Origin of the sequence: Amycolatopsis jejuensis (assembly GCF_000717335.1) — a bacterium.
In the GTDB taxonomy this organism is placed as follows: Bacteria; Actinomycetota; Actinomycetes; order Mycobacteriales; family Pseudonocardiaceae; genus Amycolatopsis; species Amycolatopsis jejuensis.
In genome coordinates this window covers 60,335-84,288 of sequence record NZ_JNYZ01000038.1, presented here as the reverse complement: position 1 = coordinate 84,288, position 23,954 = coordinate 60,335, and the positions used below count along the sequence as shown (strand labels likewise).

Annotated in this window: 30 protein-coding genes; 12 read left to right on the top strand and 18 right to left on the bottom strand. The window is 68.2% G+C overall.

The features are described 5' to 3' along the window. The coding region (locus OO71_RS38665) for a hypothetical protein (RefSeq protein ID WP_033294987.1) at positions 1-213 on the bottom strand (213 nt) is incomplete at its 3' end. 289 nt (positions 214-502) lie between these two features. Here OO71_RS38665 and OO71_RS38660 point away from each other — a divergent pair. After that, complete coding sequence (locus OO71_RS38660) at positions 503-886, top strand: RidA family protein (protein WP_033294986.1); 384 nt, start codon at positions 503-505, stop codon at positions 884-886. A gap of 688 nt (positions 887-1,574) precedes the next feature. On the opposite strand, the gene OO71_RS38655 is transcribed toward OO71_RS38660, so the two are convergent. The 6 genes from OO71_RS38655 to OO71_RS38630 form a co-directional block, all read right to left on the bottom strand. Continuing rightward, positions 1,575-2,327, bottom strand: coding sequence for a hypothetical protein (locus OO71_RS38655; RefSeq protein WP_051792807.1), 753 nt, complete (start codon positions 2,325-2,327; stop codon positions 1,575-1,577). Between the two features lie 34 nt (positions 2,328-2,361). After that, positions 2,362-2,955: an RNA polymerase sigma factor gene (locus tag OO71_RS38650; RefSeq protein WP_211260805.1), complete on the bottom strand. Its 594-nt coding sequence runs from the start codon at positions 2,953-2,955 to the stop codon at positions 2,362-2,364. A 212-nt stretch (positions 2,956-3,167) separates the two neighbouring features. Next, positions 3,168-3,443: a hypothetical protein gene (locus OO71_RS38645; RefSeq protein WP_033294984.1), complete on the bottom strand. Its 276-nt coding sequence runs from the start codon at positions 3,441-3,443 to the stop codon at positions 3,168-3,170. A 37-nt stretch (positions 3,444-3,480) separates the two neighbouring features. Beyond that, positions 3,481-3,810 (bottom strand): helix-turn-helix domain-containing protein, encoded by a 330-nt coding sequence (locus OO71_RS38640; RefSeq protein ID WP_084145582.1) that lies wholly within the window; start codon positions 3,808-3,810, stop codon positions 3,481-3,483. Between the two features lie 195 nt (positions 3,811-4,005). Beyond that, positions 4,006-4,893, bottom strand: coding sequence for a phosphotriesterase family protein (locus OO71_RS38635; RefSeq protein WP_033294983.1), 888 nt, complete (start codon positions 4,891-4,893; stop codon positions 4,006-4,008). Further along, positions 4,890-5,294: a carboxymuconolactone decarboxylase family protein gene (locus OO71_RS38630; RefSeq protein WP_051792802.1), complete on the bottom strand. Its 405-nt coding sequence runs from the start codon at positions 5,292-5,294 to the stop codon at positions 4,890-4,892. The genes OO71_RS38635 and OO71_RS38630 overlap by 4 nt, the downstream gene beginning before the upstream one ends. A gap of 66 nt (positions 5,295-5,360) precedes the next feature. Here OO71_RS38630 and OO71_RS38625 point away from each other — a divergent pair, with 66 nt between their 5' ends. Then, positions 5,361-5,951, top strand: a complete 591-nt coding sequence (locus tag OO71_RS38625; protein WP_033294982.1) for a CGNR zinc finger domain-containing protein — start codon at positions 5,361-5,363, stop codon at positions 5,949-5,951. Here the strand turns inward: OO71_RS38625 and OO71_RS38620 are convergent. Continuing rightward, a complete protein-coding gene (locus tag OO71_RS38620; RefSeq protein WP_211260804.1) occupies positions 5,910-6,533 on the bottom strand; it encodes a helix-turn-helix domain-containing protein in 624 nt (207 codons plus the stop codon). The genes OO71_RS38625 and OO71_RS38620 overlap by 42 nt on opposite strands. A 124-nt stretch (positions 6,534-6,657) precedes the next feature. Between OO71_RS38620 and OO71_RS38615 the strand changes: the two genes are divergently transcribed. The 10 genes from OO71_RS38615 to OO71_RS38570 all read left to right on the top strand — a co-directional run bounded on the left by OO71_RS38615 (position 6,658) and on the right by OO71_RS38570 (position 15,798). Next, complete coding sequence (locus OO71_RS38615) at positions 6,658-7,584, top strand: NAD(P)-dependent oxidoreductase (RefSeq protein WP_033294981.1); 927 nt, start codon at positions 6,658-6,660, stop codon at positions 7,582-7,584. 59 nt (positions 7,585-7,643) lie between these two features. Beyond that, a complete protein-coding gene (locus OO71_RS38610; RefSeq protein WP_033294980.1) occupies positions 7,644-8,417 on the top strand; it encodes an SDR family NAD(P)-dependent oxidoreductase in 774 nt (257 codons plus the stop codon). 25 nt (positions 8,418-8,442) lie between these two features. Next, positions 8,443-9,237 (top strand): amino acid ABC transporter ATP-binding protein, encoded by a 795-nt coding sequence (locus OO71_RS38605; RefSeq protein ID WP_281178518.1) that lies wholly within the window; start codon positions 8,443-8,445, stop codon positions 9,235-9,237. Positions 9,238-9,239: 2 nt separating this feature from the next. After that, positions 9,240-9,878, top strand: a complete 639-nt coding sequence (locus tag OO71_RS38600) for an amino acid ABC transporter permease (protein ID WP_033294979.1) — start codon at positions 9,240-9,242, stop codon at positions 9,876-9,878. Further along, the gene (locus tag OO71_RS38595; RefSeq protein ID WP_033294978.1) at positions 9,878-10,528 is read left to right on the top strand and encodes an amino acid ABC transporter permease; all 651 of its coding nucleotides are present in this window, start codon (positions 9,878-9,880) and stop codon (positions 10,526-10,528) included. Before OO71_RS38600 ends, OO71_RS38595 begins: the two co-directional genes overlap by 1 nt. 26 nt (positions 10,529-10,554) lie before the next feature. After that, positions 10,555-11,379, top strand: a complete 825-nt coding sequence (locus OO71_RS38590) for a substrate-binding periplasmic protein (RefSeq protein ID WP_033294977.1) — start codon at positions 10,555-10,557, stop codon at positions 11,377-11,379. A 265-nt stretch (positions 11,380-11,644) separates the two neighbouring features. Next, entirely contained in the window at positions 11,645-12,871 is a 1,227-nt protein-coding gene (locus OO71_RS38585) for a TetR/AcrR family transcriptional regulator (protein WP_033294976.1), read from the top strand. 274 nt (positions 12,872-13,145) lie between these two features. Beyond that, entirely contained in the window at positions 13,146-14,168 is a 1,023-nt protein-coding gene (locus tag OO71_RS38580; RefSeq protein WP_084145579.1) for an ABC transporter substrate-binding protein, read from the top strand. A 5-nt stretch (positions 14,169-14,173) separates the two neighbouring features. Next, the gene (locus tag OO71_RS38575) at positions 14,174-14,992 is read left to right on the top strand and encodes an ABC transporter permease (protein ID WP_084145578.1); all 819 of its coding nucleotides are present in this window, start codon (positions 14,174-14,176) and stop codon (positions 14,990-14,992) included. Further along, positions 14,977-15,798 (top strand): ABC transporter ATP-binding protein, encoded by an 822-nt coding sequence (locus OO71_RS38570; protein WP_051792797.1) that lies wholly within the window; start codon positions 14,977-14,979, stop codon positions 15,796-15,798. Before OO71_RS38575 ends, OO71_RS38570 begins: the two co-directional genes overlap by 16 nt. On the opposite strand, the gene OO71_RS38565 is transcribed toward OO71_RS38570, so the two are convergent. The 10 genes from OO71_RS38565 to OO71_RS38530 all read right to left on the bottom strand — a co-directional run bounded on the left by OO71_RS38565 (position 15,776) and on the right by OO71_RS38530 (position 23,823). Further along, positions 15,776-15,952: a hypothetical protein gene (locus OO71_RS38565; RefSeq protein ID WP_156096773.1), complete on the bottom strand. Its 177-nt coding sequence runs from the start codon at positions 15,950-15,952 to the stop codon at positions 15,776-15,778. The two genes, OO71_RS38570 and OO71_RS38565, sit on opposite strands and share 23 nt — an antisense overlap. A 145-nt stretch (positions 15,953-16,097) precedes the next feature. Further along, positions 16,098-16,262, bottom strand: a complete 165-nt coding sequence (locus OO71_RS50635; protein WP_162186168.1) for an FAD-dependent oxidoreductase — start codon at positions 16,260-16,262, stop codon at positions 16,098-16,100. Positions 16,263-16,365: 103 nt separating this feature from the next. After that, positions 16,366-16,542 carry a hypothetical protein gene (locus OO71_RS50630; RefSeq protein ID WP_156096772.1) on the bottom strand — a complete coding sequence of 59 codons (177 nt, stop codon included), beginning with the start codon at positions 16,540-16,542 and terminating at the stop codon, positions 16,366-16,368. A gap of 46 nt (positions 16,543-16,588) precedes the next feature. Further along, positions 16,589-18,472, bottom strand: coding sequence for an alkyl/aryl-sulfatase (locus OO71_RS38560; protein WP_033294973.1), 1,884 nt, complete (start codon positions 18,470-18,472; stop codon positions 16,589-16,591). 19 nt (positions 18,473-18,491) lie between these two features. Then, on the bottom strand, positions 18,492-19,604 hold the full coding sequence (locus tag OO71_RS38555; RefSeq protein ID WP_033294972.1) for an acyl-CoA dehydrogenase family protein: 1,113 nt from the start codon (positions 19,602-19,604) through the stop codon (positions 18,492-18,494). 21 nt (positions 19,605-19,625) lie between these two features. Next, positions 19,626-20,054 carry a MaoC/PaaZ C-terminal domain-containing protein gene (locus OO71_RS38550; RefSeq protein WP_033294971.1) on the bottom strand — a complete coding sequence of 143 codons (429 nt, stop codon included), beginning with the start codon at positions 20,052-20,054 and terminating at the stop codon, positions 19,626-19,628. Further along, positions 20,054-20,473: an FAS1-like dehydratase domain-containing protein gene (locus tag OO71_RS38545; RefSeq protein WP_033294970.1), complete on the bottom strand. Its 420-nt coding sequence runs from the start codon at positions 20,471-20,473 to the stop codon at positions 20,054-20,056. The genes OO71_RS38550 and OO71_RS38545 overlap by 1 nt, the downstream gene beginning before the upstream one ends. Further along, positions 20,470-21,366 carry an SDR family NAD(P)-dependent oxidoreductase gene (locus OO71_RS38540; protein WP_033294969.1) on the bottom strand — a complete coding sequence of 299 codons (897 nt, stop codon included), beginning with the start codon at positions 21,364-21,366 and terminating at the stop codon, positions 20,470-20,472. The genes OO71_RS38545 and OO71_RS38540 overlap by 4 nt, the downstream gene beginning before the upstream one ends. Further along, a complete protein-coding gene (locus tag OO71_RS38535) occupies positions 21,366-22,556 on the bottom strand; it encodes a thiolase C-terminal domain-containing protein (RefSeq protein WP_033294968.1) in 1,191 nt (396 codons plus the stop codon). Before OO71_RS38535 ends, OO71_RS38540 begins: the two co-directional genes overlap by 1 nt. A 31-nt stretch (positions 22,557-22,587) precedes the next feature. Continuing rightward, positions 22,588-23,823, bottom strand: a complete 1,236-nt coding sequence (locus tag OO71_RS38530; protein ID WP_051792795.1) for an acyl-CoA dehydrogenase family protein — start codon at positions 23,821-23,823, stop codon at positions 22,588-22,590. Positions 23,824-23,954: the final 131 nt, after the last annotated feature.

Below are 23,954 nucleotides of genomic sequence, written 5' to 3'. Positions count from 1 at the left end.
CTCCGACACCACCGCACCCGCCAACGACACCCCCGACACCCGCCACCACACCGGCACCCCACCCACACCCAAACCCACACACTCCACCAAACCCTCACCGCGCCCATTGCTGTCCACGTTCGAGGTGATGTCGAGCCGGTCCCCCTCCTGCCTGACCTCGATCGATCCGATGGTCGAGCCGGCAAGTACGACGTCGAAATTCTCCACTGACATTGCGAACTCCTCCACTCCCGGGTGAGGTCACCCAGTGCCTGTAATAAACGTAATGTTTATAGTATCGTCAGACTGTTGAACCTCGTCAACAACCCGAGGCCAGCCGAATCCTCGTCTCAGCAACGAAAATTCAGCAATCATGACAGCGGCACTCACCACGCGCCTGCCAGGAACACTCCGCGCAGAGGTTGACATCCTGTTGAGTTTTTCTACACTAAGTCGAGATCACCGCACCGCCTCCCGACCTCGGAGGCAGCGACATCCACTCGACCCCCAAGGTGGCCAGAGCATGGTAAAAAGAGTTGTCGACACCGGATCAGCCCAGGGCTCTTACTCCTCCGCCGTAGTGATCGGCAACCATTGCTACGTCTCCGGGACGGGCGGTCTCCTTCCCGGCACCGCCCAGCTCGTCGACGGCGGCATCGAAACAGAAATCACCCAGGCGCTGAAGAACCTCGCATCCACGGTCGAGGCAGCCGGATTCACTCTGGCCGACGTCGTATCCACCACGTGCTACTTGCGCAGCCTCGACGACTGGCCGACCCTCGACGCCGTCTACCGCACCTACTTCGTCAGCGAACCACCGACCCGAGCCGCGGTGGTCGTCAACGACATGCCGTTCGGCGCAAACATCGAGATCACCGCGATCGCCGTGCGGGACACCGACGAATGAACCCGGGCACAGCCGAGGGTTCTCCACGTCGCCGAACAGTCCGTCGATCAGCCGGGTGGTTTCTTTGTCCCGCCGAGACATTCGCCCAGCGTCCACGCCCAAATGCATGTGCCAGCCGGGAAACGCCGTGACCTTCTGGACCTGAGGGACCTGCTCGCGTCCGATCTGGTGCCGGATGACCTCGCGGTCCGGCAGCGTGGCTCGGACGGAGCGGGAGTCGGCGAAGGAGAAACTGCGAGCTGGGCAAGGCGTCTGCCGGGCTCGCGTCGGCATCGGGGTGCTGCGGGAAGTCACCTGCACCCACGATGATCTTGCCGGAAAACGGCCGACGACGGCGCCGGGTCAGCTTTACGCAGGTGTGGGCCGAGATCGAGGCTGTGGCTGCCCGGCGGGGAGGTGCTGCCGCACGGAACGAGCAGCTGGAGGATGCTGTCTGCCCCGGCAACAGCAGCAGGTACTCGATGTGGCGCCGGAACTGGATGGCGCACGTGAGGTTCCGCCACTGCCCGGCGAAGCCGTGCCGCAGCGCCCACCGGCATCACGAGCGCGTAGCCGCAGTGCGGGCCATTCTCCCGTCAGATCGATGGATCTGGTTCACGGACGGACGGCGGCCGGGGATGGGAGTGTGTGGCCGCCGTCCGTCCGGGGGTGCAGCGACCCCTCGGGGAGGGGTGGGGTCGCCGCGGGATCAGTGGGTCGGGCGCGCCGTCGGCGGCTCCGCTGGGCGCGTGGCCGGGTGGGTGGTCCGCGGACCGGCCGGGTGGTCCTTGCCGCTGTCGGACCGGCCCGGGTCGGTGGGCGCGCCGGTCGGGTGTACCGGTTTCGCGGCTTCGTCCTTGAGCAGGACATCGCAGTAGCCGTCGACCTTGCTCTGGTCGCCCGCGGCCTTGATCAGCGCGGTGAACGCGGGGCTCTCCAGTGCCTTGCCGTGTTCGGTCTTGTCGCCGGCGCGGTAGGCGTGGCACAAGCCCTCCAGCGACGGCGACGGCGACGACGCCGGCTGGTCCTCCGGGCGGTTCCCCTCGTGGCCCTTGGCCGCGGTGGATCCGGTCGGGGAACCGGCGGACGGGTGGGAGTTGCCGGGCGTCGAGGGGGCGGTCGTGGAGTGCTCTGCCGGGGACGACAGTGCGCCGGTCGCGGCGGCCGTGGCGACTCCGCCGACCGCGAGAATCGCCGCCGCAGCGGCAGCGGCCTTGACGGTGAGCAGCTTCGCCCAGGTGGTCTTCAACATCGAGGGGCTCCGGGGTCGAGGGGCAGGGACCTGAGCCGCATCGAGGAACGCCGTCACGGCCGCGGGCTCCCCACCCAGCTCGCCGTCGCGCGGTGGGGCGGCCGCGGCGGCGAGCAGGCCGGCCAACGCGTCCGGGGCGTCGACCGGTACACCCCGCAGGACCTGCTCCGCGGTGTGCCGATCGAGCCGGCGTCCTCGCTGCTTGCTCATCACATACCTCTCAGCGTCCAGCGGCTCGAAAGTGTCACACCGGCCCGCCGAGACGATCGGCGAGCGTGCGAAGTCCCCGGTAGGCGGCGGTGCGAACGGCTCCCGGACGCTTCCCGAGCACCGCCGCAGCCGCCTTGGCGTCAAGCCCGATCACGGCTCGCAGCACCACCGCTTCGGCCTGGTCCCGCGGCAACGTCGCGATCAACGCCAGCGCCGCGTCCGTGGTCGTCGCCTCGATCGCCGCCGCGGCGGTGTCATCGGGCGCAGGCTGCTCGGGAAACCACTCCGCAGGCGCCTCGGCAGCAGGGCGACGACGCTGGTGACGCAGATGATCGAGCGCCCGGTGCCGCGCGATCGTCGCCGTCCACGCGCGGAAGCCGTCCAGGTCACCGCGGAACGACGCCAGATCGCGGGTGATGTGCAGCCACGCCTCCGAGGCGACGTCCTCGGCATCCTGCCCGACCAGAACCCGCAGATACCGGCACAATCCGGGCTGTATCGCCCGATAGAGCAGCCGAAAGGCATCCTCGTCACCCCGGCACGCCCGCCCGAGCGCCGCCGACACCCCGGCGTCCACCTCCGGCTCCGACCGGGCACACCCGCCGCGGGCAGGGACCGACTCCAGCACCACACGCATCCTTAGCGGTCAGCCCCACCGCGTTTGTCCGCGCCATCATGAACCATCCCCGCCGAACACGAAACCCCGGCCCGCCGCGCGGGCCTCACGATGACCACCGGGCCCCGCCGAGCACCGGACGCGGCAACCCGCTACCCGCGATGAGACCGGCGGCCGCAGCCACCGCACCCGGCGGCCGGCGATCGGGTCCCTGCCGACACGTGTCAGTGATGCCGGGCAGGACGGCGGCGACTCGAATACCGGAGGATCCGCAGTGGCGGCCAGTGCCGCGGTGTCCTCACCCGTAGATGATGGACCTCCGGCGCGATCTCCGTTCCGTTGTCCCGCACGGCACTCCGGCCGAGGGTGAACACGAAACGGGCGACGTTCGTCAGCCCGGGATCGCGCAGCTTGGCGAGATCGCCGTCCACGCGGGCGACGACCTGCGCGAGATCCGCCCGAGGGCGCGCCGAGACGTTCCCGATGGTCGTCGCTCCCACGAGGAAGGCGACCGTGCTCCCCCGGCTCGGCTTCTCCTCAGTTCCGGACGGGAACCCGGTGGAGAGCGCCTCGTCGAGGTGGCGCAGCGAGACCCGGAGCCTGCCGTCCGATCCGCGGTAGCGCAGGTGTGAGGTTGCGGATCAGGTTGCCTGGGTCGGTGTCGAGGGCGACGGCGAGATCGAGCAAGGTCTTGAGGCTCGGCAACACCAGGCCGCGCTCGTAGTTGCTGATCGCGGCTATCGTACAGCCAGCTTGGCAGGACAGCTCAAGCTGAGTGAACTTCCTCATCGCGCGGCGCTGTCGAAGGCGCTGCCCGAACATCTCGGCGATGACAGATTGGGGCGGCTTGGGCACGCCTGAAATCATGATGGAACCGATAGCAAAACACTATATCATTGCACAGATCTGGAAAGATGGTTCTCCTTTCAGATAAATCAGAGGCGGACAACGGCGTGCCAAGCAACAACGATCACCGGCGACGGGGCCGACTTTGCCGGATTGATCAGCCATGGGTACTCACCCATCCGCAAAGCCGCCCGGCCGCACGCGGCTTGCGAACCATCAACGCCAATGTGCCGCAAATGCTCGTGACGGATTCTCGACGAAGATCTTGGATGCCAGAGCTCGGCCCAGTTCCTGTTCGATCCGGGGCTGGATCGAGCGCAGCAGGAACGCCATCCCCGGGCCGTCGGCGGTGGATCTCGCCGTTGCGGTCGTTGTGTCGGCGCCCAGGAGGAGTTGCTCGGCGTGGCCTGCGGTTGCGAGGGTGGACAAGGTCTCCAGCAGGAGCCAGTCCGTGGTGTGGTGGGCTCGGGACGGGCCGTCGAAGGCCAGGAATGCGCCGGATTCTGCGGCCTGCCGGTGGGTTCGAGGGTCCGGGAAGCGAAGCAGGTGGCCGAGGATTATCCGGTGCGGGGGCACGAGATGGGTGACGCAGAGCAGGTGCAGGACGTCCAGGGCGGCGGTGCCGCCTTCGAGGTGGACGGCGATCGGGGCGTCGGTGGCGTGGTGGGCTTCGGCGGCGGCGGCGAGGGTGTGCCGGGCGTGCTCGTCCAGGTGGTGGAAGGCGCCGGCGACTTTGATCAGTCCGGCTTTTGGTTGTGCCGCGGTCAAGTCGTGCACGAAGAGGTCAGTGAGCGGGCCGTGCGGTAGTCCGGCGTAGTGCTTTGCTTGGTGCATTCCGGTGGCTGCGATGAGATGTACGCCGGATTGCCGGGACAACTCGGGCAGATCTTCGTTGCGTGGCCCCATTCCCCATGGCGTCCATTGTGCCACCGCTCGACCGCCCAGTGCGGCGAAAGACCGCAGCTCGGCCAGTGCGGCGGCGGGATCGTCCAGCTCTTGGCCGGGCAGCGCCGGGGAACGGAGGAACAGGTGGTCGTGGGCGTTGCACGCGCCCAGCTCGGCAGGCGGGACATCGCCGAGTACGGTTCGGATCGCCGGGGTCATGAGAGGGCGGCGGCGGCAACTCGCAGGCCTGCCAACGCTTTCGGGACTCCGACGTACGGCGCCAGATGCACGAAAACCTCGATGACCTCCTGGCGGGTCATGCCGACGCGCAGTGCGGTGCGGACATGACCGGTCAGCTGCGGGTCGACCCCGCCCAGTGCCGTCAGGGCCGCGAGGTTGGCTACTTGCCGGTCGCGCAGGGACAGGCCCGCTCGCTGGTAGATGCCGCCGAACAGGGTGGTGACGATCCAGTCCGCGTAGCCGGGCGCGAGTTCCTCGAGGCCGGGCAGTGCGGTCTGCTGGGTGGCGGGGTCCTGCAGGAGATCGAGCAGGCGGTAGCCCTCGTCGCGATCGAGCGGGGCCGGTGACAGCTGCTCGGACAGGGGTCGGTTGGTCGTCATGGTCAACTCCTTCGCGCGTTACGCGGACGCTAGCACGGGTAACGGGTGAAGCGTTACAGTGCGGAAATGGCGACGGAGAACATGCTTGCCTTCCGGTTCGACTGCGGTGCCGGGTGGCTGAACCTGCTGGCCACGAAGGGCCGCACCTTCAGCGCGAATCCGGTCGAGCGGCTGGCCACGCCCGATCGGCTGGCGGAATGGCTGGAGATCTGCGAGCTGTCACCGGTTCGGCCGCCGGATCACGACGACCTGCAGTCGGCCTGGCGGTTGCGGGAGACGTTGCGTGTTCTTGCACTGGCGACCATAGCCGAGGAACCGCCACCCGCAAGTGCAGTCGAGGGGTTGATCGCACTGACCGAGCAGGACGATCCGATCCGGCTCGTGGTCGACGGGCGGCTGCGGCGCGAACGGCCTCCCACGGCCGAACACGCGTTGGTCCGGATCGCCCGGCAAGCGGTGGACCAGCTGACGAGCGCCGACCGGCTGGCGTTGAAAAGCTGCCCGGAACCTGACTGCCGCGGGGTTTTCGTGGACCCACCAGGGCGTCGGCGGTGGTGTCCGTCTCCGGCGTGCGCGAGCCGGGGCCGGGTCCGGGCGCTTCGGGCCCGCCGGGGGTCAGTAAACGGTGGCCGTGACGAAGCCGACGTAGGTGGCTGATCGGCGGGTCTTGTTGCGGAACGAGTGCGGGTAGCCACCCGACCACACGACGCAGCTGCCTTCCTCCAGGTCGTAATCCTCGCCGTTGTAGGTGGCGCAAACAGAACCGTCGACGACCAGCGTGACGTCCACGCCCTCGTGGGAGAGCGGGGAGCTGAAGCCGGTACCCGCTTTGAGCGTGACGCGGACGACCTCCACTCCCATACCCATGATCCGGTACGCCTCATACGCGATGCCGGGGCCGCGGTCGATTCGCAGGCGCTCGTCCTCGCCGATGAACTTCGGGATCGACTGGCGTGCCGAGTAGCCGAGGAACGAGCCGACGTCGTGGCCGAAAACCCGGGCCAGGCGGGCAAGGCGTTCCAGTGCGATGTCCGTCTCGCCGCGTTCCAGTGCGCCGAGGAAGGACTGGGACAGGCCGGACCGCTTGGCGACGTCGCGCAGGGACAGCCCGCGTTGCGCACGCAGCCTGCGCAAAACCGCGCCGGGCTGTGGGAAACCGTGTTCCGGGTCCGGTCGCAAGGGTGGCTGGTCGTTGGCAGGTTCGGGGATGTCCCCGGCGCGCCCTCGAATTTCGCTCACCCACTGATCCTAGAAGCAGGTTGCCCGCTCACCGGCGGCAGGCGTGGCGGAACGGTGACTCCGTGAGCATTGCCTTGACCGATGTTTCGGGCTAACGTGCAAAAAAACGGTCAGGAGGTCATGGGTGGAACGCAACGAAGTACAGAAGTCCGTCGGGTTGCTCGGTGCCGGTTCGATCGGTGAGCACTACCTGGCGAACCTGGTGAAGCACTACGGCGACGTCGCGGTGTTCGACACGGATGCGGGACGGGTGGAGGCGGCCAGTGTCGCCGGTGGACGCGTCGTGGAGAGCGCGAAGATCTTGGCCGCCGAATGCGACGTCGTCCTGGTTTCGCTGCCGAACCCGCCTGCCGTGCGGGCGGCGTTCAAGGGCGGCGACGGGCTGCTGGCCGGGCTGCGTCCCGGGGCTCTCGTGGTGGACACGAGCACCGTGTCGCCCGAGGTCAACCGTGAGATGAGTGCGCTGGTACAGGGTCTCGGCGGCGGATACCTCGACGCTCCGGTGAGTGGCGGGCAGCCCGCCGAGGCAGGCGTCGAGGGGGCCAAGGCGGCCACGATGACGTTCATGGTCGGCGGCGGGCGAAGCGACTTCGACCGGGCGCAGGAACTGTTCGACGTGCTCGGCAGTCACGCGATGCTGCTCGGCCCCAGCGGCAGCGGCACGGTCGTGAAACTGATCAGCAACCTGTGTTCGGGTATCCACCTGCTCATCGCGGCCGAAGCGTTCGCGCTCGGCGCCGCGTGCGGTTTCAGCACCGAGGAACTTTCGAAGGTGTTCCGGCAAACCGACGCGAAGAGCTACATCATGACCGACTACCTGATCCCGCGAATCCTTGCGCACAACACGGTTCCCGGCTTCACGGTCGACCTCCAGGTGAAGGACCACCGGCTGGCACAGGAGCTCGCGCACGACGTCAAGGTGCCGCTTCCGTTCAACGCCTTGGCAATCCAGACGTGGGAGCGGCTGCGCGCGCAGAACCGCGGGCAGCACGACATCGCCGACAGCTCGTTCTTCATCGCCGAACAGGCCGGGCAGTCGCTGCACAAGTAGGACCTCGCACCCTGCGGTGTCTCCCCGCCGCAGGGTCTCGACCCCCCGGAGGCAGATTCATGGCACGTTCACAGCCCCAGCCGCTACTGGCCGGAAAAGTCGCGGTCATCACCGGAGCGGCCAGCGGCATCGGCCGGGCCATGGCCGACCTGTTCACCACGCTGGGCGCACAGGTCGTCGCCGCCGACGTCGACCAGGACGGCCTCGCCGAACTCGCGCGGGAAAACCGCGACGTCACCGTGCAGCACACCGACGTGTCCGACGAAAACCAGGTCAAGCACCTGATCGACTTCGCGTACGAGAAATACGGCCGGTTGACGACGTTGTGCAGCAATGCCGGAATCTCCCTCCCGGGCACAGCACTCGAACTCAGCACGGCCGACCTCCGGCGCACGCTCGACGTCAACCTGCTCGGGCCGTTCCACGGAGCCAAATACGCGATCCCGTACCTGCGCGAGGCAGGCGGCGGATCGATCGTCAACACCGGTTCGGCCAACAGCTTGCAAGCCGAGAAGTCACTGGTGGGGTACTCGGCGAGCAAGGGCGCGATCCTGATGATGACGAAAGCCATGGCACTCGACCACGCGGCCGACGGGATCCGCGTGAACTGCCTCTGCCCCGGTTTCGTCGACACGCCGATCAACCTGCCGCACTACGAGCGGCTCGGCGGGATCGAGGCCGTGCGCGAGTCGCTGGTGTCGTGGGTCCCGATGGCTCGTGGCGGGGAACCCGAGGAGATCGCCGGAGCTGCGGCGTGGCTCGCGTCCGACCTTTCCCGATACGTCACCGGGGCGGCGATCCCGGTGGACGGCGGCTTGACCGCGCAACTGTAGGTCCCGTAAGCGAATGGAGCCCCCGATGAGCCTCCCGGCAAGTGCCCCGATGTCCGAGCTGGACCCACCGCGCCGGCCGGCCATCCGCGCGCAGTCGATTTCGAAGACCTACGGCGAGCACACCGTCGTCGACGACATGTCGCTGGAGGTGGCCGAGGGCGAGGTCGTGTCCATCATCGGCCCCAGCGGCGCCGGGAAGACGACCTTCCTGCGCTGCCTCAACCTGCTGGAGACGCCGGACACCGGGCACCTCCAGATCGGCGGCCTCGACCTGGACCTGTCGCGCCCGCCGGCCAAGCGCGAGCTGGCGGCACTGCGCCGTACGGCAGGCATGGTGTTCCAGTCCTTCAACCTGTTCCCGCACATGACGGTGCTGCGCAACGTGAGCCTGCCGCAGCAGCGGGTGCTCGGTCTCGGTCGGGACGAGGCCGACGCCCGATCGCTGGCGTTGCTGGAGCGAGTCGGGGTCGGGGACAAGGCAACGCAGTATCCCGGACGGTGTTCCGGCGGGCAGCAGCAACGGGTCGCGATCGCGCGGGCGCTGGCGCTCGAACCGAGGGTGATGCTCTTCGACGAGCCGACCTCGGCGCTGGATCCCGAAGTCGGGCTGGAAGTGCTTGCGGTCATGAAGGAACTGGCCGCGGCCGGGACCACGATGGTGATCGTCACCCACGAGATGAGCTTCGCGCGCGACGTTTCCGACCACCTCGTCGTGATGGCCGACGGCGGTCTCCTCGAAGCAGGCGACCCGAAGGTCATCTTCAGCGAACCGGCCCACGAACGCACGCGCACGTTCCTCCGTGCCGTACTCGGGCGGTAGCCATGAGTACGTTCACCGACGTCCTGCAGGGCGTCCCCGCGACTCTGGGGATCACGGCCGGCGCCCTCGCGATCGGCATCGTCGGCGGGATCCCCCTCGTACTCGCGCGCGTTGGCCGTTTCGTCGCGCTGCGGGTCGTCTGCCGTCCGTTGATCGACCTGGTCCGCGGAATCCCGCCGATCGTGTGGCTGTTCATCCTCTACTTCGGCATCGGCACCTACGCACCCTCGCTGACGGCGATGACGGCGGCGGTGCTCGGTCTCGGCCTCATTTCCGCCGCCTACTTCGCCGAGATCTACCGCGGCGGCCTCAACGCCATCAAGGCCGGGCAATGGGAAGCCGCGTCCGCGCTCGCGTTGAGCCGGTCGACCACCCTGTGGTCGGTGATCATGCCGCAGGTGGCCCGGGTCTGTCTCCCCGCCGCGGTCACGTACGGCGTCAGCCTGCTGAAGGACTCGTCGATCGCCTACGTCATCGGCGTCACGGAAATCCTGTACTACGCTAACGACATCTCGACCCGCGAGTCCAATCCGGTCGGCCCGTACCTCTGGGCGACGCTGATCTACCTCGCGATCACGATCCCGTGCACGATGGCCGCGAGGTACCTCGGCGCACGCGTAGCCGGGAGGGTGGCCCGCTGATGCTGTTCCAGGATTGGGGCGCGTTCTACCCGGAGCTCCTGCGCGGGCTGGGCGTGAGCCTGCAGATCACCGCCATCGCACTGGTCGTCGGGTTGCCGCTCGGGCTGCTGGCGGCCATCGGCATCCAGCTCGGACCGGCGCCGGTACGGGCTGCGCTGCTGACGGTGGTCGAAGTCGGACGGGCGACGCCCGCGCTCGTCGTACTGGACCTGGTCTACTTCGGACTCCCGTCGGCCGGCTGGAAACTCGACGCGTACCCGGCCGCGGCGATTGCGCTCGCGATCACTGCGGCGGCGTACAGTTGCGAGATTCTGCGCGGCGGCATGAACTCGGTACCCGCGGGCGAAACAGAAGCGGCGAGTGCGCTGGCGTTGAGCCGTCTCGACACCATGCGTTATGTCATTGTGCCGCAAGGGCTTCGCGTCGCTCTGCCGCCGCTCATGGGGCTGGCGATCCTGATCTTCCAGGGTACGTCGCTCGCCTACACCATCGCGGTACCGGAGCTGCTGAGCCAGGCGTATTCGATCGGGTCGACGACCTTCCGGTACCTGAGCGTGCTCAGTCTCGCCGGTCTTTTCTATGCGGCTGTTGCGATTCCGGCCGGTTTGGCCGTCGAACGGCTCACCCTGCGGCTCAGCCGCCACATCTGAACACCCACCACCCCGAGGAGTCCCCCATGCGCAAGGTGATCTGTCTACTGGTAGCACCGCTGTTCCTGGCCGCGTGCGGCAGCTCGCCCCAAGCCGCGACCGACGCGTCCGGATGCAAGCCGCTGCACACGTTCACCACGCTGAAGAAGGGCGTGCTGACGGTCGCCGGTACCACCCTGCCGCCCTTCGGCAACGTCACCAAGGAAGGCATCAGCGGGGTGGACGGGGAGATCCTGACCAAGTTCGCCGCCGCCGAGTGCCTCACGATCGAGCCCACGCCGACCTCGGCAGCCGCGACGATCCCGTCGGTGCAGTCCCGCCGCGCCGACGTGGCCATGGGTGACTGGACGCGAACCGCCGCCCGGGCGGAGATCGTCGCGCTCTCCGACCCGACGTACATCGACCAGATGGCCTTGGTCTCCCAGGAGGGTTTCTCGGAAGTCTCCAAGATCAAGGGCAAGGCGGTGGGGACGGTGAACGGCTACATGTGGGTCGACAGCCTGCGGACCTACCTCGGGGAGCTGCGCGTGTATCCGTCGAACGTCCAGATGTACGCCGACCTCAAGGCAGGCCGCCTCGACTTCGCGATCGACAGCTTCGGCGCGGCGACGGTCTCGATGAAGGACACGCCGTACACCGTCAAGGTCGCCACTCCGGACGCGGCCGTTCCGGCGACAGAGAACGGATCGCAGACGGCGTTCCCGGTGTCGAAGGCGGAGCCGGAACTGCTGGCCGCCCTGAACGCCCACATCGCGAAGATCAAGGCGGACGGCACGTTGGCGAATCTGCTGGTGGCCAATGGGCTGCCTGCTTCGGCAGCGAATACGGGTGGGCCGCGGTTGATCTCCTGACCTACCGGTGCTCGTCGGCCGCGATGGCACTCTTCCCGTCCGGTGCGCTCGGCGTCTACATCGGGCTGGGCAGCGTCGGCGCCGTGCTGCGCCCGACCGTGACCGGACGCCGGCCGCGTCCCGGTACGTAACGACGTGTTCGAGAAGATCGCCGGACACGATGCGGACCGAGGTGGCTATCTGCGCGCGACAATGGCTACGATGTGCTGGGGCTGATGGTCGCCCGGCAGGTAGGCTACGCGACGTAGGTAAGGGACCGTTCGGGATGAAGGCGACACCGCACGACGGACCGAGCGACCTGCCCGCAGAACCGGCGGCCCCCTCCCGCAAGCGGCCGCGCGGGCGGCGGCAGATCATCAGCAAAGTCGCCACGGAGATGTTCGCCGAGCGGGGTTTCGACGGGACCTCGGTCGGCGACATCGCCGAGCGCGTCGGCATTTCCGGCGGGGCGATCTACCGGCACTTCAGCAACAAGGAGCACATCCTCCAGGAGATTCTCGCGGACAGCTTCGTCCCGTTCGTCGGTCTGCTCGGCGAGGTCGATGCTCCCGTCACCCCGGCGGACCGGGTGGTCCACATCCTGCGCCGCACCGTCGAGGAAACGCTGGCGGACGCGCAGGTCGTCACCGTCTACCTGCGGGAGCGGCACCGGCTCTCCGGCGAGGTGCGCACCAAGCTGCGGGCCGACGGCCGGGAAGCCTTGCGCAACTGGCACCAAGCGCTGCACGCCGTACTGCCGGACCTCACCACCGACGAGGCGAACCTCCGGCAGCGAGTGCTCAACGGCGTCCAGGTCTCGCTCGCCACCGACAGTCATGCGCTGCCCGCGCCGCAGCTGACCGACCTCGCGGTCGGCATCCTGACCGCGATCACGCTGGCCGCCCCGCAGCCGCGCGCCGAGGAACCGGCCGCGAACGCCTGGGTGATTCCGCGGACCCGCCGCCAGGAGATCCTCGACGCGGCCGCCTCGCTCTTCCAGTCGCGCGGCTTCCACGGCGTCGGGGTCGACGACATCGGAACGGCGGCGGGCATCACCGGGCCCACCATTTACGGTACGTACACCAGCAAACTCGAGATTCTCATCGACGCCTGCGACCGGTCGCTGGGCCGCATCGACACCTTCCTCCGGCCCCGGCTGGTGAGCGCGGGTTCGGCCGAGGAAGCCGTGCACGCGGTCGCCTCCGGGCTCGCCCATGCCCACCTCGACAAGCCTGCTGTTTTCGCGCTGACCTCGCGCGAGTACGAGGCCCTGCCGCCCGACGATCGCGCCCGGATCATGCGTGCGGCCGACGACCAGGTGCAGACCTGCGCCAACGTCGTTGCCGAGGCAAGCGGGCTCGGCGAAAACGAGGCGCGCAGCCGGGTCCTGCTGGCCACGTCGATCGTGCACGAACTGGCCCGGTTCGACGACCGCCTGGTCCCCGGCGCCACCGCCCTTGCCGATCTGCTGCTGATCGCGCTCACGGCCGCGCCGGGCACCGGCCCCGCCTGAGCGAGGCAGGCATCGGCCTGCCCGGCTCCACCCGCTCCCCGTCCGGGAGCGCAGCCTGCCCTCTTTTGCGAGTCGTTGTTCGGCAACGCAACACGGCTATGTAAGAACGTGATCGACGCCTTGCCGAACCCGGTCGCCGCGAACAATCCCTACTTCACGAGCAGTTTTGCTTGATAATCGATGCTCATGTGAGCGTTGACACAGCACTGCAGTCATGTAAAAGTATCAGCGTGTTTGGAGTGAAGGTAGTCCTAACAGCGAAGGAGAGCGCAGGATGAGAACACGTCGGCAGGTGGTTCCCAGCGTGGTCGCAGCCACTGCACTGTGTGGTGCGCTCGCCGGATGCGGAGCAGACGCGCAGAGCAGCGGCAGTACCGGCGGCCCGGCGAACATGACCGTCGGGATCTACCCGAACTCCGCCGTCAGCGCGATCTGGGAAATCGCACAGAAACAAGGCTTCTTCACGAAGGAAGGCCTGCAGGTGAAGTTCGTCAACGGCACCGGGCCGGACCTGGTCGCCGGGCTTGCGGCGGACAGCATCGACGCAGCCATGGCGTCGACCTCCGTCATCGTGCCTGCGCTGAAGAGCTCCGCGCAGATCTCGATCCTCGACAGCTACAGCGAAACACTCCCCATTGCGCTGCTGGTACCGGCCGCGCAGGCAGCGGGAGCACAGCACCTGTCGTTCCCGCAGAACGTGCGGACGTTGAAGGGCAAGAAGATCGGCGTCAACGCACTGGGCGGCATTTCCTACCAGTACGTGCTCCACGAGCTGGCCGCGGCCGGTCTGCAGCCGAGCGACGTCACGATCCTCGCCGTCGGCTCGCTGCCCACTGCGATCGCGGCCGTGAAGAACCACCGGATCGACGCACTCGTCGCGGGAGCCGACACGGCGGTGCAACTCGAGGCTGCCGGGGTGCCCGTGGTGCTGGTGGCCGAGGCCACCGACGAGAAGAGCGCGGGTCCGGGCGTCAGCTCGACGCTCAACATCATCAATGTCGTCTCGAAGAAGTTCGCAGGCGAGAAGCCCGGGGAGGTCGGCAAGTACTGCCGCGCCATCAGCGCTGCCACGACCTGGGCGAAGGATCCGGCCAATCTCGACCAGACCGCCGCCACGCTGGCGAAGTGGATCAACATCCCGGTCGAAGAAGCGAAGCGGGTCTGGCCGGACATGGCAACCACCTACCGCCCCAGCCTCACCGAGGAGCTGTGGAAGCAGCAGCCCACCTGGGCAACCGGCGGTCCGCTGCCGAGCTATCAGAGTTCGTTCACCACCTCCTGTGGCAAGGCGGGGTGAGCCGGATGAACGACGTGGTAACACGAGAAGCAGCGCCCGCGGCCGCCGACCGCCGTCGACGGCGTACCCGCGGTTCACTGGCGCTGCGGGCGTGGCAGCTGGCGGTGCTGCTGGGTCTGCTCGGAGCGTGGGAACTGACCGTCCGGCTGCACCTGATCGACAGCGTGATCGCGCGCAGCCCGCAGCAAGTCCTCGAATACCTGCAGTCGGCCTGGGAAAGCGGCGACCTGCAGACCAACACCATCGCGACGATGGAAGCCGTGCTGATCTCGTTCGTGCTGGCGTCCGTGGTCGGCGTGGTCGCCGGGGTTGCGCTCGGGCTGCTGCCGCAGGTCGACCGCGTGCTCGCGCCGTTCCTCGACGCCGCCAATGCGATGCCGCGGATTGCGCTCGCCCCGGTTTTCGTGGTGTGGCTCGGGATCGGGATGCCGGCGAAGATCGCCGTCGCGTTCAGCGTGGTCGTGTTCACCGTGATGTTCAACGCGAATGCAGGCGTGCGCAGCGCGGATCCCGAGGTGCTGCGGATGTCCACCGTGCTCGGGGTGACGAAACCGCAGTTGTTCTTCAAGGTGCTGCTGCCGGTGTCGGTGCCGGCGATCTTCACCGGGCTGCGGCTCGGGCTGGTCTACGCGCTTCTCGGCGTGGTCGGCTCCGAGCTCATCTCGGCACAGGACGGGCTCGGCCAGGTCATTGCGGTGCAGTCGGCGACGTTCCAGATGCAAGCCGTGTACGGGATTCTCCTGGTACTCGCGGTCATCGCGGCGATCCTCAACCTGATCATGGCAGCTTTGGAAAGGCGGCTTCTCCGATGGCAACCCCGCTGACCAGGGCCGCGACCGCCATGCCCGAAACCACCCGTCCCCCCGCCGAACCGGCGGACGCAGTGGCCATCTCCGGTCTCACCGTCCGGTTCGACCAGAGCGACGGCAGCACGACCGAGATCCTCGGCAACCTCGACCTCACCATTCCGCGCGGCCAGTTCCTCGCGCTCGTCGGCCGTTCCGGGAGCGGCAAAACCACGATCCTCAACAGCATCGCCGGGCTCGTCCCGGTGGCGTCGGGCACCGTGGAGGTGCTCGGCATCGCACCGGCACAGGCTCGCTCCCGATTCGGCTTCATGCCGGCTCGCGATGCGCTTCTGCCTTGGCGCACGGCTTTGCGCAACGTCGAGTACGGACTGGAGCTGCGCGGCATGCGCCGCCGGGAACGCAAGGGGGTCGCCCGCCGCTACCTGGACATGGTCGGCCTGTCGGATGCGGCAGGCCGCTGGCCATGGCAGCTCTCGCAGGGAATGCGGCAACGGGTGGCGCTCGCCAGGGCATGGGCGCTCGAGCCCGAACTCCTGCTCCTCGACGAACCTTTCGCCGCACTGGACGCGCAGACCCGCGAGACGGTGCGGGAGCAGTTCCGGAGCCTGCTCGCCACCGCACCCGGGCGGACCGTCCTGCTGGTCACACACGATCTCGAGGAAGCGGTGACCCTGGCCGACCGCGTTGTCGTACTGGACGGGGGCCGGATCACCGGAGACCTCGAAGCCCCGGCAGGCGCCGCGCACGACACCGACGGCCTGTTGACCAATACCGAGTCCCTCGGCCTGCTCCGCAAGCTCAGGTCGTTGCTGCGGAACTGAACGTGCTTCCGGGGAAGGTGCCCTTCCCCGGAAGCCCGCCGCGCAGGCCGCCGTTCTTGAAGACGACCGTCTCGATCGGAACGGCCACGTGGTGCGGGAGGCCGACCGTGCCCACCACCGAGCCGCAGGCCGCAATCGCGAACGCCGTACGCATCGACTCCACCGGGCTCGGCAAGCTGCGCGACGCGGGCCACGGCCCCTCGTTACGGCACACAAGCCCACCGCGCCGTCGCCCACCACGGCGACGGACCGACCGGGTTTCACCGCCGCGCTCGCGGCAGCGTGGTGCCCGGTGCACATCACCTCGCAAAAGGCACGTTCAGCGTGGCCGGAAGCCGCATGATCTCCCGCTGCCCCGGCCCCACCCACTCGCCGCCGAGTTCGAGCGCGCTGCCGTCGCCGAGCTCGGCATTCCAGGTCCGGCCGCCGACCAGGGCACGGGCTTCCAGCGCCCGGACCGTCACCCCTCCGCGCCCCTTCCGCAGCCCTCGGTTCGGCCGTGCCACGCCACCCGAGAACCGGTCCGGCAACGGGGTCACGGTGCCGCTTCGATCACGAGCAGGACGGTCACCGAAAACCGGATCCCGAGGTGCCGTCCGGATGCACGAAGTCTGCTGCGTGGTTCACGAAAATGACGATCTCCGCCGGAATGGCCGCGACCGCGGTCAGCAGCCCGCCGGTCGTGGTGATGTGCCGGGACAGCCGGACGGTGATCCAGGCGGCGCCGAGCGAGGGACGGAACACCCCGAAACCGTTGCCACACAGCTGATCCCCGGCGGGACCCGCCGGGTTATCCCCGGGGTGAGGCGAGCGGAAACTCCCGCGCCGGAGCCTCGAACAGCTCGTCCAAGACCGCCAGGACCTCGCGGGTACCGGTCACGGTCAGCGTGCCGCGTTCCAGCTCGTCGCCGAACCGGCCCGCCGTCGCGAGAATCCGGCACAGCGCCGCCTTGCTCAGAGTCACGACAGCATCCGGCTCCCGGGGCGGCACCATCGAGCCGCGAATGGGGGTGAAGACGCCGTTCTTGACTCGCGTGGTCCAGGTCTCGCGCGGCCCGTCGAGTTCCCACCGGACCGTCAGATCGAGATCGGCACCGCGGGGTCCGTCGAACCGTACCGCGAGCATGGCGAACAGGTGCTCCGCGGAAAGGGCGTCCAGCATCGACGGGCTCATCAGGCTCGCGCCCCGCTTGCGCGTCCGCCGTTCCGGAGCGAACGGACCGGTCCCGCGCAGCTCGTGGGCGGCGGTGAGGTAGCAGTTGCGCCACGTTCCGCTTTCCTGCGCCCAGGCCAAACGCTCGAAGGTCTGCGCTTGCAGCTCACGTGCTTCGCGGTGCTCCGGCTGGCTGAAGAGCACGTGGTTGAGCACCTCGGCCACCCAGCGGTAGTCACCGGCTTCGAAACTCTCCCGGGCCCGCTGCACCACCGCGTCCGCACCGCCCATGAAAGACACGTACCGCTCGCCTGCCTCAGCCGGCGGCAGCTGCCAGAGATGTGCGGGATTGCCGTCGTACCAACCCATGTAGCGTTGGTAGATCGCCTTCACGTTGTGGCTGATCGTGCCGTAGTAGCCGCGCAGGTGCCAGGCGCGGCCCAGCTCGCCGGGAAACGACCGGAGTTCCTCGGCGATCTCGATTCCGGTCATCCCGCGGTTCATCAGCCGCACGGTCTGGTCGTGCAGGTAGGCGTAGCCGTCGCGCTGCTGCTCCAGAAACGCCGTGAGTTCGGCGCGACCCCACGTCGGCCAGTTGTGCGAGCCGATCAGGATCTCCGCGTCGTCGCAGAACAGCTGGATCGTCTCGGTGAGATAACCCGCCCAAGCCTTGGCATCACGCACCAATGCGCCGCGAAGGGTCAGCAGATTGTGCAAGGTGTGATTGGCGTTCTCGGCGACCAGCAGCACCTGGTGGCCGGGCAGGTGGAAGTTCATCTCGGCCGGAGCCTCGGTCTCGGGCGTCAGCTGGAAAACCATCGGTACGCCGTCGACGACGAGTTGCTGGCCGGTCTCGACGATGTCGACGGTCGGCGCGATCAATCCCTTCGTCCCCGACGACCACGACTGGGCCAGGCCCCCTCCCACGCAGCCCTCGGGCCCGGCCGGGAGCAGCGAGCCGTACTGATAGGTGCCCCGTACCCGCATGGTCGGACCGGCGATGATGCTCTCGCTCACCGCATGGCCGGTGAACCCCTCCGGCGCGATGATCTGGCATTCGCCTGCCTCGACCTCGGCGGCAGAGGTCAGTGCGAGTACGCCGCCGTAGTGGTCGCCGTGGCTGTGCGAGTACACGACCGCACGAACCGGCCGGTCGCCCCGGTTCCGCCGGTAGAGCTCGAAGGCCGCCGCGGCGACCTCGGTGCAGATCAGCGGGTCGACCACGATGACCCCGGTCGCCCCCTCGATGACCGTCATGTTCGCGCAGTCCAGACCCCGGATCTGGTAGATCCCCGGCGTCACCTCGAAGAGCCCCTGCACGGCGTTGAGCCTGCCTTGCCGCCACAGACTGGGATTCACGGTTGCGGGACAGGGTTCGTGGTCGAGGAAACCCCATCTTTCGTTGTCCCAGACGACCCGGCCCTCGGCGTTGCGGATGACGCACGGTTCGAGCCGGTCGATCAGCCCGCGCCCGGCATTTTCGAAATCGGTGCGATCCGCCCAGTTCGGTTCAGCAGGCACGGTTGGTCCTCCGGTCGGGTCAGGCGGTTTCGAGAGCCGACATGATCAGCTCGCGATGCAGGTCGCCGTCGCCGTACTGCACGGACATCGACCTGGCGTGGCGGTAGTACAGGTGCGCGTCGTGCTCCCAGGTGAACCCGATGCCGCCGTGGACCTGGATCGACTCGACCGCCGCGGCCCAGTAGGCCGCCGCCGAATAGGCTTTGGCGATACTCGCGTTCGGGGCGAGCTCCGCCGGGTCGTGGTCGGCCGTCCACGTCGCGACCCGGACCGCCGACTTGGCCAGCTCGATGTCGAGGAACATCTCGGCCAGCTTGTGCTTCACCGCCTGGAAAGACCCGATCGGCCTGCCGAACTGGACCCGGGTGCGGGCGTACTCGACGCTGTTCTCGAGCACCTGCTCCGCGGCGCCCAGCTGTTCGTTCGCCGCAGCGACAGCGACCAAGGGAAAGAGCTTGGCCAGCAGGTCACCTGCAGTGCCGGGCAGGCCGATGGGCGTGGCCGGTACGTCGGCGAATTCGAGCCGGGCTTGCCGGTGGACGAGATCCAAGGTGCGTAACGGGGTACGGCGCAGGCCCGGCGCCTCGCTGTCCACCGCGAAGAGCGACGGGCCTGCTTCCGATTCGGCAACAACGAGAACGAGATCGGCCGTGGCGCCGTCGAGGACCGCGTTGACCCGGCCGGTGAGCAGCGTGCTGCCGGACACCGCGACCGCATTTCCCGCCGGTCCCCACCGCTGGTCCTCGCCGTCCACGCCGATCGCCACGGTGGCCGTCAGTTCTCCGGCGGCCAGCGAGGGCAGCCATTTCGCCTGCGCATCAACGGCATCGCTGAGCAGGAGCGCGTTGACCGCGAGCACGACCGTCGAGAAGAACGCGCTCGGCGTGAGTGCCCGGCCGAACTCCTGAAGGACGACGCCCAGCTCGACCTGACCGCAGCCCGCTCCGCCGTGCTCTTCCGGGATCGTCAGCGAATGCAGGCCGAGCCCGGCCATCTGCTGCCACAGCGACGGGTCGTAGCCCGCATCGGACTCGAGTACCTTTCTCGACGCGCTCAAGGGTGCCTTGTCCCGGAGGAAGCGCCGCACAGTGCGGCGCAGGTCCTCCTGGTCGTCGGTGAGGGTCCATTCCATCTGTCCTGCCTTTCCCGCGGATCAGGGGAGAATCAGGTCCGCTTTGCCACTGAGCGCAACGCCTCCGGTCTGGCGGATGGCGCGCAGCTCCAGCTCGACCAGCCGCCGCCCGTCCTCCTGCGCGGCAATCGAGGAGACCGTTGCCGAACAGGTCAGCTCGTCACCCGGCCAGACCTGCTCGACGAAGCGAACCGAAAAGCGCCGGATACCCCGGACGCCGAACCGCGAGGTCACGAACGACGCGAGCATCCCGGCTTGGAGCATCCCCACCGAGAACACCGTCGGGAACCCGGCCCGGCGGGCGTACTCCTCGTCGTGGTGCAGCGGATGCCAGTCGCCGGACGCTCCCTGGTACTTGGCGATATCGGTGCGCGTGAGCGGCGGATACGTGAACGGTTCCAGTTCGCCGCCCACCGCAAGGGTCGACGGGTCGACGAGCGTCCCGGGCATCACTCCCCCTCCCGCTTCGGCGGCCGCGCGGTTTCGACGATCGTGCTGTTCTGCGTCGCGACCACATTCCCGGCGGCGTCCCGGAATTCGGTGATCAGCCGGGCGAACCGCATGGTGCCCCCGCGTTTGCCGGGTTTCTCCCACCGGTCGCCGACCCGCGATTCACCGGTCAGTACGTCGCCGACCCGCGGGAGCTCGCCGTAGAAGACGTACTCCTCCTCGCCGTGCAGAACGCGGCGCAGGTCGAAATCCAGCCCGGCACCGGCGCTCTCGCGGCCCGGCTCCCAGTTGAGCCGTCCGGACACCAGGAACGTCGGCGGGATCACCCCGTCCGGACTGCGGTGCTCCGGGCTCTTCGACTTCACCGCCCGGGCGAACTCCCGGACCTTGCTGAACTCGATCGGCATCGTCCAGCTCATGACGGCGCCTTCTCGTTCGGCGACACCCGCTGGCGGTTGACCTTGAGGTGGCGCGGGAACGCGGCCAGCTCGGCCGCCAGCTCACTCACCGGCCACTGCCGCGGCGCGTTGATCTCGTGCTCCACCGACCAGCCGCGGAAAAGGCCGACATGACCGCCGTACACCGAAAACACCTGTCCGGTGAACGGGCAGTCCGCCGTGACGAGGTAGGCGACGAGGGGCGAAACGTGTGCGGGGTCGAACTTGTCGAAGACCACCGGGTCGTCCGCCTGGCCCATCAGCTCGTCCAGCCCGGGGGTCGCCATGACCGGAGCGGTGCGGGCGACCGGCGCGATGGCGTTGGAACGGACGCCGAAGCGTTTGAACTCCTTCGCCCCCGACACCGCCATCATCGCCGAACCCGCCTTCGCGGCCGAGTAGTTGAACTGGCCGGCGTTGCCGTGGATACCCGATCCCGACGAGGTGTTGACGATCGACCGGTCGGCCGTCGCACCCGCCTTTGCCTGCTCGCGCCAGTACGTGACCGCCGCCTTGGTCACCGAGAACGTGCCTTTGAGGTGTACGCCGAGCACGCCGTCGAAGTCTTCCTCCGACATGTTCCAGATGACCGCGTCGCGGATGAACCCGGCGTTGTTGACCACCGCGTGCAGGTCGCCGAACGCATCCACCCCGGCGGCGACGATCTCGGTTCCGACCTTGAGGTCGGCGACATTGCCGTCGACCGCGACCGCCTGCCCACCGGCAGCGGCGATCTCGTCGACAGTCCCTTGTGCGCCACGGAGATCGTTGACCACGACCTGCGCACCTTCACGCGCCATCAACAACGCGTGCTCGCGGCCGAGACCACCACCGGCACCGGTGACCGCAACTACCCGTCCCGTGAGCGCGCCCATCACTTACCCACCTTGCGGAACACCGTGACCACTGCGGCACCACCGAGGCCGACGTTGTGCGCAAGGCCGACAGTCGCGCCCTCGACCTGACGCTTCTCGGCCGTGCCCCGCAGCTGCCAGGTGAGCTCCGCGCACTGCGCGAGCCCGGTCGCGCCCAGCGGATGTCCCTTGGACAGCAGACCACCCGACGGGTTGACCACGACACTGCCGCCGTAGGTCGTGTCGCCGTTCTCGACCAGCTTGCCGACGTCGCCGTCCTCGCACAGCCCCAACGCCGAGTACGCCATCAGCTCCGCGGGCGCAAAACAGTCGTGCAACTCGATGACGTCGAGGTCGGACGGCGCCACCTGCGCCTGTTCGTACGCCTCGACAGCAGCTTCCTGGCCCATGTAGAACCCGGCAATGCCGCGGTCGGTGCCGTCCATCATGTTCGGGCCGTCGGTGCGTACCGACTGTCCCGCGATCTCGATCGCCCGGTCCCAGAGGTCGTGCTCATCGACGAAACGCTCGCTCGCGACGATTGCCGCGGCGCCGCCGTCGGACGTCGGACAGCACTGCATGCGGGTGAGCGGGTCCTCGACCATCGGTGCGGCAAGCACTTCCTCGAGCGTCGCGGCCTGCTGGAACTGCGACCGCGGGTTGTTCGTGGCGTGTGCCCGGTTCTTGACCGAGATCTTCGCGATCGTCTCCCACGAAATGCCGTATTTCTCGTGGTACTCGCGGCCGACGTTGGCAAACGTCTGCGCCGCCACCGGACCCTTGCTGCCGCGGCCGCGCCGTTCCCACATCGCGAACACCGCACGCCGGTTGGCGGACTCGCGGTCCTTCCACATGTTCGGGATGGCGCCCATGCTCATCTTCTCGAAGCCGACCGCCATCGCGACCTCGGTGCTGCCGTAGCGGACCGCTTCGTTGGCGAGGTAGAGCGCCGACGATCCGGACGCGCAGTTGTTGTGCACGTTCATGACCGGGATACCGGTCATCCCGAGGTCGTACATCACCCGCTGGCCGTAGCAGGAGTCGCCGTTCACATAGCTGGTGAACGCGCGGCCGACCACGTCGTACGCGATCCCGGCATCGGCAATCGCGGCCTGGCCTGCCTCGACGCCCATCTCGGGGTACGTCCAGTCACTGCCGGGCTTCACGAACTTGGTCATGCCGACCCCGATGACAAAAGTGCGTGCGGTCATCCTTTTCCTTCTCTCGTACGGTCCGCGCCGCTCAGGAGCGGGCGGCCTTCGGTTCCCGCGGAAGGCCGAGAACGCGCTCGGCAATGGTGTTCTTCTGGATTTCGTCGGTGCCGCCGCCGATCCGCGTGCCGGGGAACCCGCAGACCAGCTCGGACCACGCGAACGTGCCCCATTCCCCGGTGTCGACCGCCAGCGACGGACCGAGCAGCATCGTCGCCGCCTCGCTGACCTCCCGGAGGAAACCGGTCATCGCGAGCTTCACGGCCGAGCCCTCCGGCCCGGGTACCCCGCCCGCCGCCCTGGCCCCGGCCGCCGCGCGCTGCGCGGTCCACGAGCGCATCCGGTTGCGGGCATGCACGTTCGCGATCGCCTGCCGGACAAGAGGATCGTCCAGGCGGCCGAAGTGTTTCGCGGTCATCAGCAGGCGGCCCACGAAGTTGGGCCCACCGCCGCTGCCCTCGCTCGACGCGCGTTCGAAGCCCAGCGTGGTCATCATCGCCGACCAGCCTGCGCCGACGGGGCCGACCCGGTCCTCGTCGGCGACGTGCACATCGTCGAAGAACACCTCATTGAAGTTGGTGCCACCGCTCATCTGGCGGAGCGGGCGGACGGTGACGCCCGGCGTGTCCATCGGCACCACGAACGCGGTCAGCGCCTTCGTCCGGTCCGCCTGAGGATCGGTGCGCGCGATCACCCACCCGAGATCGGCGAACTGCGCACCCGAGGTCCACACCTTCTGGCCGTTGAGGACCCAGCCGTCCCCCTCGCGGTCCGCCCGCAGGCTGATGGCACCCAGGTCGGACCCGGCGCCGGGCTCGGAGAACAGCTGGCAGCAGATCACGTCCATCCGCCGCAACGGGCGAAGCCATCGCTCCTTCTGCTCCTGGCTGCCCAGCTCGAGAATCGTCGGGGCTTCGATCTCGAGGCTGATCCCGATGATCTCGGGCGCGTGGGGAAGCACGAAACCTCGTTCCAGGGCACGGAAAGCCGCCTCGTACGAGCGGGGCAGCCCGGCGCCGCCGAACTCGGCGGGCCAGCCGATCGCACCGTAACCCGCGTCGAACTTGGTCCGCTGCCAGGCAACCGCTTCCTCGACCAGCGCGGCCTCGGCCTCGGGACTGGTGTTGCGGAACACCGAGACGCCGTCGGAGCCGACGCCCCATTCGAGTTCGGCACGCGGCGGACGGCGAGTGGCATTGCGCTCGAGCCAGGCCTCCGCGTCGGCGGCGAAGGACTCCCGGGAGGGGATGTCGTCAGCTCCGTTCATGCCAAACAGAGTTTCACTTACGGCTCGCCATGTCAACATAGTTGGGATACTGTCCAGGTACACAGCGCGGAAGCACGTGAACATTCATGACAAAACAAGCTCTTACGTTTGGCCGAATGCGCCGCCAGCGG

Bases quoted from the DNA above. Each gene is read 5' to 3' on its own strand.
- OO71_RS38545 (WP_033294970.1), bottom strand. From the start codon at position 20,473: ATGAGCTGGACGATGCCGATCGAGTTCAGCAAGGTCCGGGAGTTCGCC.
- OO71_RS38640 (WP_084145582.1), bottom strand. From the start codon at position 3,810: ATGATTTCAGGCGTGCCCAAGCCGCCCCAATCTGTCATCGCCGAGATG.
- OO71_RS38625 (WP_033294982.1), top strand. From the start codon at position 5,361: ATGGCGACGGAGAACATGCTTGCCTTCCGGTTCGACTGCGGTGCCGGG.
- OO71_RS38595 (WP_033294978.1), top strand. From the start codon at position 9,878: ATGCTGTTCCAGGATTGGGGCGCGTTCTACCCGGAGCTCCTGCGCGGG.
- OO71_RS38530 (WP_051792795.1), bottom strand. From the start codon at position 23,823: ATGAACGGAGCTGACGACATCCCCTCCCGGGAGTCCTTCGCCGCCGAC.
- OO71_RS38565 (WP_156096773.1), bottom strand. From the start codon at position 15,952: ATGCGTACGGCGTTCGCGATTGCGGCCTGCGGCTCGGTGGTGGGCACG.
- OO71_RS38610 (WP_033294980.1), top strand. From the start codon at position 7,644: ATGGCACGTTCACAGCCCCAGCCGCTACTGGCCGGAAAAGTCGCGGTC.
- OO71_RS38585 (WP_033294976.1), top strand. From the start codon at position 11,645: ATGAAGGCGACACCGCACGACGGACCGAGCGACCTGCCCGCAGAACCG.
- OO71_RS38660 (WP_033294986.1), top strand. From the start codon at position 503: ATGGTAAAAAGAGTTGTCGACACCGGATCAGCCCAGGGCTCTTACTCC.
- OO71_RS38655 (WP_051792807.1), bottom strand. From the start codon at position 2,327: ATGAGCAAGCAGCGAGGACGCCGGCTCGATCGGCACACCGCGGAGCAG.
- OO71_RS38600 (WP_033294979.1), top strand. From the start codon at position 9,240: ATGAGTACGTTCACCGACGTCCTGCAGGGCGTCCCCGCGACTCTGGGG.
- OO71_RS38540 (WP_033294969.1), bottom strand. From the start codon at position 21,366: ATGGGCGCGCTCACGGGACGGGTAGTTGCGGTCACCGGTGCCGGTGGT.
- OO71_RS38635 (WP_033294983.1), bottom strand. From the start codon at position 4,893: ATGACCCCGGCGATCCGAACCGTACTCGGCGATGTCCCGCCTGCCGAG.
- OO71_RS38535 (WP_033294968.1), bottom strand. From the start codon at position 22,556: ATGACCGCACGCACTTTTGTCATCGGGGTCGGCATGACCAAGTTCGTG.
- OO71_RS38555 (WP_033294972.1), bottom strand. From the start codon at position 19,604: ATGGAATGGACCCTCACCGACGACCAGGAGGACCTGCGCCGCACTGTG.
- OO71_RS38570 (WP_051792797.1), top strand. From the start codon at position 14,977: ATGGCAACCCCGCTGACCAGGGCCGCGACCGCCATGCCCGAAACCACC.
- OO71_RS38550 (WP_033294971.1), bottom strand. From the start codon at position 20,054: ATGCCCGGGACGCTCGTCGACCCGTCGACCCTTGCGGTGGGCGGCGAA.
- OO71_RS38590 (WP_033294977.1), top strand. From the start codon at position 10,555: ATGCGCAAGGTGATCTGTCTACTGGTAGCACCGCTGTTCCTGGCCGCG.
- OO71_RS38630 (WP_051792802.1), bottom strand. From the start codon at position 5,294: ATGACGACCAACCGACCCCTGTCCGAGCAGCTGTCACCGGCCCCGCTC.
- OO71_RS38605 (WP_281178518.1), top strand. From the start codon at position 8,443: ATGAGCCTCCCGGCAAGTGCCCCGATGTCCGAGCTGGACCCACCGCGC.
- OO71_RS38575 (WP_084145578.1), top strand. From the start codon at position 14,174: ATGAACGACGTGGTAACACGAGAAGCAGCGCCCGCGGCCGCCGACCGC.
- OO71_RS38580 (WP_084145579.1), top strand. From the start codon at position 13,146: ATGAGAACACGTCGGCAGGTGGTTCCCAGCGTGGTCGCAGCCACTGCA.